Raw genomic sequence first — 9712 nt, 5'->3', positions numbered from 1 at the left:
AGATCGCCCGTCGCAAGGCCAAGGGCAGCCGCGGCGGTCGCCCACCTGCCTTCGATCCCACCATCTACAAGGGCAGGAACGTGGTGGAACGCTTCTTCAACCGGATCAAGGAGTTCCGCGCCATCGCCACCCGCTACGACAAACTCGCTCGCAACTACCGCGCCGGCCTCGTCCTGGCCAGCACCATCATCTGCCTACGAGACCAGTTACGCGACACGCCCTAGAGACTTGACACCGATACGCGCCGAGTTCATGAAGGAACGCACGGTCGCCGGGCTCGCGGCCGCCAACGCCTCCGGCAAGCGAGTTGGGCGACCCTCCAAGATCACTTCTGACCGAACCAAGCTGGCCCGAGGCATGGCCTCTGAAGGCCGCACCGTGGTCGACATCGCCCGTGTGATGGGCGTCAGCAGCGGTGCAGGTCTCATTTCCCGACCAGAGGCGGGTCGAGGTCTCACTTTGGCGGGTGTCGGACAGGCGAACGCCGCGGCCGACACCGGGACATGAGTCCGCCGGACGCGTCACTCGAAACCGACATCACTGAGTCGAGGCCAGCAACCGTCTCAACTCCTCTTCGGACTTCGCGACTGCCCCTCCAACATTCAGGCCCCCGCCCGCCCAAGTGACGTTCGCAAGGTCGGGCGCAAGCACAGCAAGCTGCTCTCGCTCAGCTCGCACCTCCCCGCCCGCGAGCACTGCACCCGCGAAGTGGACCGTGCCGCCGGAGAACTCCGCGCCCACGAAGTGGACCGTGCCGCCGGAGAACTTCGCCCCCTCGAAGTGGACTGTGCCGCCGGAGAACTTCGCCCCCGTGAAGTGGACCGTGCTGCCGGAGAACTTCGCCCCCGTGAAGTGGACCGTGCCGCCGGAGAACTCCGCCCTCCCGAAGTGGACCGTGCCACCGGAGAACTCCGCCCCCGTGAAGTGGACCGTGCCGCCGGAGAACTCCGCCCTCCCGAAGTGGACCGTGCCACCGGAGAACTCCGCCGACCTGAAGTCGACCGTGCCGCCGGAGAACACCGCCCACCTGAAGTCGACCGTGCCGCCGGAGAACTCCGCCCTCCCGAAGTGGACCGTGCCACCGGAGAACTCCGCCGACCTGAAGTCGACCGTGCCGCCGGAGAACACCGCCCGCCAGAAGTCGACCGTGCCGCCGGAGAACTCCGCCCCCCCGAAGTGGACCGTGCCGCCGGAGAACTTCGCCCTCCCGAAGTGGACTGTGCCGCCGGAGAACTCCGCCTCCGCGAAGTTGACAATGCCGCCGGAGAACTCCGCCCCCCCGAAGTGGACCGTGCCGCCGGAGAACTTCGCCCTCCCGAAGTGGACTGTGCCGCCGGAGAACTCCGCCTCCGTGAAGTGGACCGTGCCGCCGGAGAACTCCGCCCCCTCGAAGTGGACTGTGCCGCCGGAGAACTCCGCGCCCTCGAAGTTGACCGTGCCGCCGGAGAAGACGGCCTTGGTGAAGTCGCCGCCATCGAAGGTGGCGCCGGTGAAGTCGAAATCGTGGCCCTGCCAGCTGACGGCGGCGTGGGGCCGGAGGTGATCGCGGATGGTGCGGATGATGGTGAGCCGTACCTCGCGGTCGTCGGCTCTGTAACTGCGCCTGTCGATGGTCTTGACGTGCGTCTCTGTGTCGGTGGTTTCGGTGCTGCGTTCGGCCAGGTGACCAGCCCCGGCCTCGGGGTGGTAGGGCAGGCGAAGGTAGCCGCACAGCGCGTCGATGCATTGCTGTCGGCGGCCGGGGTGCCGGTCGGCGAGCGTGGCAAGGGCGTACACGCCGGCGATCCGGACCGCGGGCGCCTGGTCACCGAGTTGGCGGGCGGCGTCGGCGAAGCCCGCCGTGAACTGGCCGGCTTCGGCGGCGAGCTGCTTGCGGTAGTTGACGACCAGGGCAACGAGGGCACCGCTGAGGGTTACCAGCCCGCCGGCGTAGAGCAGCCGATCCTTCCACGACAGGTAGCCGATCTCCAGCCCCCATCCGTGCTGCCAAGGCCGCCCCAGGATGTAGACAGCGCCGAGGGCGACCAGCACGAAGGTGGCCAGGCTGAGGATGGTCGCTGTCCGCAGCGACACAGGATCCCGCCGGCGCCACGCAGCCAGGCGCTGGGTGAGGCGGTCTGACTGAGCACTCATCGGGAGACTCCTTCGGGGGCTGTGGCAGCGGTACCACCAGAGTCGACCGCCTATCCGGGGACAACAGGTATACGAACAGCTCCGAGGGCCGCTGCTTCGCTTCGATTGAACCACTCCCCAGGTCTCTCACTCCCCAAGGGTTCAGGGGCTGGCCGCCGGAAACCTGGCACCAACCGGACCCCCCATGAGATGGTCGATGGACCGACCATCACCACAGCGCGATCCGGGCCTACCCTGTTTGGCGCCTCCTCCCGGCTTGCACCCCCCATTCAAGGAGCCGATCCGTGGTCCCACTGCGCAGTACGCCTGTCCGTTCCGCACGTGTTGTCGTGAGTCGCCAGAGGTGGACTCCCGACGAGCTCGCCGTCTTGGACGGCCCTGCGAGTGATGTCGAGGTGGCCGAGCTGGTGGGCCGGTCGGTGCATGCGGTGGTGATGAAGCGGTGGCGACGCCGGAACCCTGCTGTGGTGGCTCGGGACCGTGTGTATGCGGAGGAGAACCGGGACCGGAACAAGCGTCGTGCGGTGATCTACAGCCACACGCAGCGGGACAAGATCAACGCTGCTGCTCGAGCTGCCGCGGCAGCGGATCGTGTGGCTGCGACCCGGTCGGGAACCTTCACCCCGGAAGAGGATGCGCTGGTGTTGCGTCCCGACCTGACGGCTCGACAGGTGGCCCAGCTGTTGGGTCGGACAGCTGCTTCGGTGGCCCGGAGACGCAAGCGGCTACGCGCATGAGGGGAGCCGGCGGCCTGTCTTAACCCACCCCCGGGAGACACCGGCCACCGGCCCCTCACCTCAAGGCTAGCCGCCCGCCGGCGGACGCCCCCGGGGGGCGTCGGCCTCGGTTGCTGGCCTCGTAGTGGCCAGCCACGTCACCAACGGGGGTCGGTCCAGGTGGGGCTGTTGGCGGCCTTGGACACGGCTTGCTTGCTGACGCCGAGGGCTTGGGCGATGTCGGCCAGGGAGCGGGTGGTCAGCATCTCCCGGATGGCGGCGGTTCGGACCGCTGCCAGGTCGCTGGCCTGTTCCTTGAGGGCGTCCTGCAGGTTCAGGGTCCAGCGGGCGATCCCTTCCGGACCGCCGTAGCGTTCCGACCAGCCCTCATCGGCGTTGGCGACCTCGCGCAGGAACTGGCCCGGGTCGGCCGCGGGTTCGTTCTCGGCGCTCATGCCGTCCGCCACTCCCCCCGCTCGGCGCGGGCGGCCAGGTCGTGCAGGGCAGCGGCCAGTTCGCGCATACGCCGCACGTCATCGAACCCCTCACCGAAGCACAGCCACCGATCCGGTTCCTCGAACGCCGTCTGCTCGATCAGGATGACGGGCTCCCCATCGGGAGACTTCCCGACGCTGAACTCGTCACTGGGGCCGATGGTCACGTCCTCGAAGTCCTGGCTCACCACGTCCGCCTTTCCTCGCCTGTTTGGTCGTCTCGATTGTCGCGGGCGCCGCTGACGCTTTCCGGTACGCACGCTCCCCCACTCCTCGGGGGGGCAACCGCCACCCCTAAAGTATCAACCCCACCTTTGATGGCTCAACCCCACCATTGATGCTTGACGTGGATGGCGTCTGGGAACGGGTCAGGGTGATGGCGCCGGGGGCTGGTGGCTTCGTTGTTCGGGGATGGGTGCGGCCGGCGGTTGCCGGGTGGGTACGTGCTCGATGACGGGCGGTGCCTCTTCGGTTCGGTGGGGTCGGGAGATGTCGAGGGCGTCGAGTTGGGCGTCGAGCTCGTCGCGGCGGTGCTGCCACACGACCAGGGCGCGTTCCATGCTGCGCGCCATGCCCTGGCGGGGGTCCTCCTCGTGCTTTGGGCGGCGCCGGCTGGTCGGGGTGGCGTCCTGGTCGTGGATGCGTCGTTGCCAGTAGATGAGGTGGCTCAGGGTGAGGTCCATGGCGATGCACCAGGTGGTCTGGATCGCGCGGTAGCTGTCGGGGGTGTGGTTGTTGCGGAGCAGAAATCCGTTGGGTTCGCTGTGGTGGCACCACCGGCACTGGGTGACCTCGGGGGGCGGTGGTGGGGCGCCTTGCCGACCGCCGTCGGTGTAGGGGATGAAGTCGAGCAGGTCGAGCTGCTGGTCTGGCTGGGGGTTCATCGGAGGATCTCCCCGGTGTCGGGGTCGACCTGGCTGCCGTCGACCAGGCGGAGGTTGGGGCGCGCTGTCGGTTCGGCCAGGAGGGCGGCCCGGTGGTGCTCGGCGAGTTGCTGGGCGAGGGTGGTGACGTCGCTGCCGTAGGCACGCAGGCGCGTGTCGAACTCGTTCATGAGGCGGGCGTGGCGGCCGCGGGCGGGCCAGCTGGGGTGGCTGTCGTCGCACTGGTTCTTCAGGCGGGCTTTCATCCGGTCGATGAAGGCGGGGACGGCGTAGCGGTGCCAGTCCTCGAGCAGGTCGCTGGTGGTCGCGATGCCGGCACGCCGGCGTTGGTCGGCGAGCACGGCAATCTCGTGGACGAGGTGGGGGTGCTGGGGCCAGCAGGAGGGGATCATGCCGGCGTTGGGGTCCCACACGTACTCGCGGTTGAACCAGACCACGAACTCCTCCAGCCAGTCCCACACTTCCTGGCGCAGGAGCGGGTCTTGGCAGGTGGCCGGGTCCCACGGGCGCGGGAGCAGGGCCGGGTCGCCGAGCATCTCCTTCTGCTGGGCGGTGCCCTCTGCGGCGAGGTAGAGGTCGCGGTAGGCGACGGCCAACAGTGGGGTGTTGGGGGTGGGGAACGTCCACACCAGCGACTTGTCCGGTGTCCTATCCATCGTGGTCGGCCGCCTCGGTGAGTGCGTGCCGGCGGGCGTTGGCCAGGGCGGCGAGTTGGCGGGCCTCGATGGAGACCTCGTCAGCACGCGCACGCTCGACGATGGTGCGGGTGGCGTCGAGTTCGGCCAACAGTTGGCGTCCGATCTTGCCCTCGATGCAGCGCGACAGCTTGGCGATGATCGGGGGTGCGTTCTCGGGGACGACGAGGGCCTGCTTGGTGGGGATCTGCCGGACTTCCTCGGGTTTGAGGATGGCCATGTCCTCCCCGCTGACGCTGCGTCCACCCTTGCCGCCGGTCTGCCAGGTGGTGCGGGCGACGCGGACGCTGCCGACGAGTTCGGAGATCTCCCGGTTGAACCCGCCGTCCTTGCTGCCGCCGAACATCACCAGCACGTTGGTCAGGCCGAGCAGGGCGCGGGCTTCCTGCTCGCCGTACAGGGCGGCGAGCTGCCGCCACGTCTGTGCAGCCCAGATGAACGAGATGCCCAACGCTCGTTCGTTGGCCATCCGGATGCGGAGGGTCGGCAGGGGTGCGGTCGAGGGCAACTCATCGAGGCAGGCCAGCATCGGCGGGCACAGCTTGTTGTGCTCGCTGGCCGTGGCGAGGGCGAGGGCGGTGTCGAGGACGTGTTCGGCCAGGGCGGTCATCAGCGGGCTGGCGCTGGCGTAGGGGTCCTCGCGTCCCAGCAGGTAGATGGTGCCCCCGCGCCGGATGATGTCGGCGATGTCGGTGGCCGGATGCCCCGGACGCGGCATGCAGCGACGACGGATGTCTGGCTGGAAGAACAAGGTCAACGCTTGCTGGACGGTGGTGATCGTGTTCCCGGCGGTGCGGTCGTCGCCGGTGAGCGCGCCGGTGAGCAGGCCGTGCCAGAACGGGGCGGCGTCGGGGTGCTCGCGCAGGATCTCAGCTGGCTCCTGAGTGGCCAGCGGGTTCGCGACCCAGCGCAGGACGACGTCGAGGGTCTGCCCGGTGAGCGCGGCCGCGTGGAAGTAGCCCTGCAGCACCTTGGCGGCCTCGGCGGCGTAGAACCGTGCCGCGGCGTCGCCGCTGCCGGAGGCGCCGGCCTTGACGGTGCCGGCGGTGAACGCCTTCGCCCGGCGTTCCGCCACCAGCGGGTCGACGCACCCGTCGATCGGGTTCCACACCAGTTCGGGCAGGCCCGGGACGGCGCCGAACGGGTCCAGGACGTGGCAGGGCCGGCCGTCGCGGGTGCGGGCCTGCCACGACAGCAGCAGGTCGGCCGGTTTGGTGAGGGTCACCAACGCTGCACCGGGGGCGGTGAGCAGGGCGGGGACCAGGATGTCGAGGGTCTTGCCCGAGCCCTGGGGGCCGATCACCCCGCAGGTGCGGTCCCACGGGCACCACAGGTCCCCGGCACGCGGGTGGTGGGCGCGGCCGATCCGCCACCCCACATGGTGGGGGTCGAACCGGACGCGGCGTGGCTTGGCTTCATGGTGGGTGATCATGCTCATCGGAGTGCTCGCTTCTTGGGGTACAGGTCGGGGCGGATGACGTGGCGGACCTTGCGCAGGCGGCTCACGCCGAGGACGTTCTCGACTTGGGTGGGGGTGGCCATGCCGAGGATGCGGCCCGGCCCCCACCGCGCCCACCCCCACACGGTGATGAGGGTGATCCCGGCCAGCAGCACGAGCTCGGCGACGATGGCGCACACGATCACTGGTGCGGTCGCCCCGGCAGGCAGGGCGCCGTCGGCCAGCCCGGCGTGCGGGTCACCGGCCACCACGCCGGGGATGCTGGAAACCAGGGCGGTCGGGGTCGGCCAGTGCCAGCCGTACCCGGCCAGCCAGATCGCGAGCCCGCGACCGGCGTGCAGGCCGTAGAACAGCACCAGGACCGCGCCGAGGAGGACGCCGAGGGGGATCTCCCAAGTGAGCGGGTAGGGGTTGTGGCGGCGTTGCTGCTGCATGAACGGACTCCCTATCTAGGGCTGGACGGGGTGGGGTTACTCGAGGACGCTGATGTGGACGTGGTCGAAGTGGTTGTCGGTGTCCGAGCCGCGGTCGGCCATCGGCCGCCAATACGGCCGCTGCGGGCTCCAGGACTGTTGGCGCCAGATGAGGTACTTGATCTTCAGGACTTCGTGGTTGGCGATGAGCCAGTCGCAGATCGCATCACCCAGGGCGATCTGGGCGGGGTCGCGGTAGTTGGAGATCATCACGTCCAGCCCTTTGCCGTGGGGGTGGTCGCTGACCGAGATCTTCGAGCTGGACCGCCACCCGCCGATCGTGGTGATGGTCGGGAACACGGCGGCGACCGCGCGCTTGACGATGATGGTGGCCACCGTGAGCCGGTATTCGGAGCCAACGTCGCGGTCGGACTGGGGGATCTCGCCGTCGATGATGCCGACGTTCGGCACACACCCTCGGCCGGGTGTCCCGGGGACCGCTCCCCCGCCGTAGGCGTGGGCGTAGAACAGGACGTCGTTGACGTACCAGTGCGCCCGGTTGTAGGCGAACAGGGCGCCGCGCACGCCGTCGGGACCGTTGTGGACGCCGCTGGCGGTCAGGTAGTTCGCCGCGGAGAAGATGCTGTCGGCCTCATTCAGGATGTGGGCGTCGCCGTCGCCGTTGCCGTCGACGCCGTAGGCGGCGAAGGTGGCGGGCATGAACTGCATCAGCCCCTTCGCTCCGGCGTAGCTGGTCGCCTTCAGCCGTCCGTGGTTGGTCTCGGCCATCCCGATCCCCGCCAAGAGTGTCCAAGGCAGGTTGTAGGCCTGCGCGGCGGCTTGGTAGAGGGCGAGGATGTCGGCGGGGATCTCGGTGGGCGGGTTGCGCAGGCTCGCCCGGCGCAGGCTGTCGTCGGCCGGCGGCAACGCGAACCCGTCGGTCGCCCCGTCGGTGCGGGCACTCAGCCCACTCACCGACGGAACCTCCGTCCCCTCCACCGCCGGCGTCTGGTCGTCGCTGGGGGTGGTGTCGTCTTCGGGGGTGGTGATGACGGGGGTGGCGAGGCAGTAGTCGTGGCTGGCCTCCTCAGCGGTGGGCACGAGCAGGACCACGCTGAGCACCGCGACCGCGAACGGGCCAGCGGTGGCCAGCAGGCCCAGAGTGAGGATGCCGACGATGAAGGTCTTCATGACAGGCCGCCTCGTGCCCACTCAGGCTCGCGTGCGAGACCGTCAGGAATCGGGCCGTGCTCTGGACCTTTCCCGGCGAGGGCTTCGTTGGTGTCGAACAGGGCGCGTTCGGCCGGGTGGAGGACGGTCTGGACGCGGAACTGGCGATCGCCGACCTTCCACAGGGCGCGGCCCTTGTTCTGACACGCCCACTCGGTGATGGCGTGGTGGGCGACCGGCCCCAGGCTGGTGGGGACGGCGTCGGGGTCCTCGATGCCGTGGTAGATCGTCGTGGAGGCCAGCTTGCCCAGGTCGCGGGCGATCATCGAGGACTGCGAGCCGGCATCGGCGATGGCCTCGAAGTTGGCCGGGTGGTGCATGTTGCACCACTGCACCGACCCCTCCGACCGGGACAGGCGCAGGTCGGCGTCGAAACTCTTCACCGCGTCCGGGCCGAGGCGGAGCTGGAGCCACACCTCGTCACGGATGGTGATGTTGAGCTGGTTCGGGTCGGACACTTCCCGGACGCCGCGGCCCCACGAGCTGGTACACGCCAACGCGACCGCGACCGCCTCATCACCCAGCGGCTTGAGCCGGGACAACGACAGGGACTGGATGGGGGCGGTCCAGTCGACGTCGATGGTGGTGTGGGCGTCGAAGATACCCGCCAGGACGCCACGGACGAGCCGGTTGAGGGCATCACGCAGCAGGCGGGTGTCGTCCAGGAACTGGCGCCGGTTGGCGTAGCGGCACTCGTTGACGAGCTCGTCGCTGGGGTCCTCGATCAACTTGCTCAACTCGGGCAGGGTCGTCTCGGTCAGGCGGGTTTGCCCGTCGGCGTAGCCGGTGAGGGTACGCAACGCTTGGTCGACCACGCGCGCCTCGGTCGGCCCGTAGGGCACGTGGACGTCGCCGACCTTCTGCGACCCGACCAGACCGCGCACCAGCGTGCCCCAGCGGCCGAACACGACGGTCGCCCGCGTTCGTGCTTCGGCTGGGGTGAGGTTCTCCCACCCGTGGATGAGTGGCCCGAAGTCCAAGGGGTTGATCCGCGCGCGCAGGCCCTGGCCGACGGCGATCGGTTCGACACCGAACCAGTGGCACAGGCTCTCGTACTCGTCCTTGATGTCGCCCAGGATGAGGGTCTTGTAGCCGAAGTCGGACATGCGCAGCACGAACGCCTTGGTGGTGCCGGACTTGCCGCGGCCGGGGTCACCGAAGCAGAACACGTTGGTGTTGGTGACCGGAATCGAGTCATCGAGGGTCCAACCGACCGGGTCGGCGTAGAACGCTCCCCCGGAGAAGTCGTCCACACCGATCTGCGCGCCGGTCGGGGGCAGGCCGGGGCCGGCCACGAACGGCCACAACGCGGGCGCCTGGTCTGAGGTCATCCGCCAACCGGCCACCGGCGGCAGGGACGGCGCCCAGCCTTGGTTGCGGCGCAGAGGGCCGCGCCGGTTCGCCGGGCGGAACAGCGGCGTCCGGTCGTGCGCGGGCGCAGCCGCCTCAGGTTGGCGGGGCAGGTCGTGGCCGAAGTCCGACAACAGGGCATCGACCGACCGGCCGGAATGGCCGTTATTCCGCGGAATAGTCCGGCTGTGGGTGGGGGTGGGCTTGTTCATGGTGCGCCACGAGGCGCTGTTGTTTCGGATGGAGGTGAGAGACCTGCATCGCCCCGCTGTCGTAGCAGTGGGGTGAAGCTGGCGGCAGCCTGACTTCGGGGAACGCCGGGGTTGGGTGGGAGCAGC

12 protein-coding genes are annotated in these 9712 nt (G+C 69.2%); 3 read left to right on the top strand and 9 right to left on the bottom strand.

The window, feature by feature from the left end; genetic code table 11:
- Both H5397_RS16535 and H5397_RS16530 read left to right on the top strand, forming a co-directional pair.
- On the top strand, nt 1-224 hold a 224-nt coding region (locus H5397_RS16535; protein WP_182814264.1), incomplete at its 5' end, for a transposase.
- Nucleotides 225-252: 28 nt separating this feature from the next.
- Nucleotides 253-507: a hypothetical protein gene (locus H5397_RS16530; protein ID WP_182818794.1), complete on the top strand. Its 255-nt coding sequence runs from the start codon at nt 253-255 to the stop codon at nt 505-507.
- A gap of 30 nt (nt 508-537) precedes the next feature.
- Here the strand turns inward: H5397_RS16530 and H5397_RS16525 are convergent, their stop codons facing one another.
- Complete coding sequence (locus tag H5397_RS16525) at nt 538-2031, bottom strand: pentapeptide repeat-containing protein (protein WP_220492371.1); 1494 nt, start codon at nt 2029-2031, stop codon at nt 538-540.
- Between the two features lie 497 nt (nt 2032-2528).
- Here H5397_RS16525 and H5397_RS16520 point away from each other — a divergent pair, with 497 nt between their 5' ends.
- Nucleotides 2529-2870 (top strand): hypothetical protein, encoded by a 342-nt coding sequence (locus H5397_RS16520; protein ID WP_182818791.1) that lies wholly within the window; start codon nt 2529-2531, stop codon nt 2868-2870.
- A gap of 137 nt (nt 2871-3007) precedes the next feature.
- Here H5397_RS16520 and H5397_RS16515 read toward each other — a convergent pair whose 3' ends face one another.
- From H5397_RS16515 to H5397_RS16480, 8 genes are all read right to left on the bottom strand, one after another.
- Nucleotides 3008-3304 carry a hypothetical protein gene (locus tag H5397_RS16515; protein ID WP_166233269.1) on the bottom strand — a complete coding sequence of 99 codons (297 nt, stop codon included), beginning with the start codon at nt 3302-3304 and terminating at the stop codon, nt 3008-3010.
- The gene (locus tag H5397_RS16510; RefSeq protein ID WP_182818790.1) at nt 3301-3531 is read right to left on the bottom strand and encodes a hypothetical protein; all 231 of its coding nucleotides are present in this window, start codon (nt 3529-3531) and stop codon (nt 3301-3303) included. Before H5397_RS16510 ends, H5397_RS16515 begins: the two co-directional genes overlap by 4 nt.
- A gap of 180 nt (nt 3532-3711) precedes the next feature.
- Nucleotides 3712-4227: a hypothetical protein gene (locus H5397_RS16505; RefSeq protein ID WP_182818788.1), complete on the bottom strand. Its 516-nt coding sequence runs from the start codon at nt 4225-4227 to the stop codon at nt 3712-3714.
- Nucleotides 4224-4883, bottom strand: coding sequence for a hypothetical protein (locus H5397_RS16500; RefSeq protein WP_182818787.1), 660 nt, complete (start codon nt 4881-4883; stop codon nt 4224-4226). The genes H5397_RS16505 and H5397_RS16500 overlap by 4 nt, the downstream gene beginning before the upstream one ends.
- Nucleotides 4876-6360 carry a type IV secretory system conjugative DNA transfer family protein gene (locus H5397_RS16495; protein WP_255439017.1) on the bottom strand — a complete coding sequence of 495 codons (1485 nt, stop codon included), beginning with the start codon at nt 6358-6360 and terminating at the stop codon, nt 4876-4878. The genes H5397_RS16500 and H5397_RS16495 overlap by 8 nt, the downstream gene beginning before the upstream one ends.
- Nucleotides 6357-6815, bottom strand: coding sequence for a conjugal transfer protein (locus tag H5397_RS16490; RefSeq protein WP_182818785.1), 459 nt, complete (start codon nt 6813-6815; stop codon nt 6357-6359). Before H5397_RS16490 ends, H5397_RS16495 begins: the two co-directional genes overlap by 4 nt.
- Nucleotides 6816-6851: 36 nt before the next feature.
- On the bottom strand, nt 6852-7985 hold the full coding sequence (locus tag H5397_RS16485) for a lytic transglycosylase domain-containing protein (protein ID WP_220492370.1): 1134 nt from the start codon (nt 7983-7985) through the stop codon (nt 6852-6854).
- A complete protein-coding gene (locus H5397_RS16480; RefSeq protein ID WP_220492369.1) occupies nt 7982-9586 on the bottom strand; it encodes an ATP-binding protein in 1605 nt (534 codons plus the stop codon). The genes H5397_RS16485 and H5397_RS16480 overlap by 4 nt, the downstream gene beginning before the upstream one ends.
- Nucleotides 9587-9712: the final 126 nt, after the last annotated feature.

Source organism: Propioniciclava sp. MC1683 (assembly GCF_014164675.1).
Taxonomy (GTDB): Bacteria; Actinomycetota; Actinomycetes; order Propionibacteriales; family Propionibacteriaceae; genus Propioniciclava.
The sequence above is the reverse complement of the archived record's forward strand: the minus strand, read 5'-3'. Positions and strand labels throughout refer to the sequence as shown.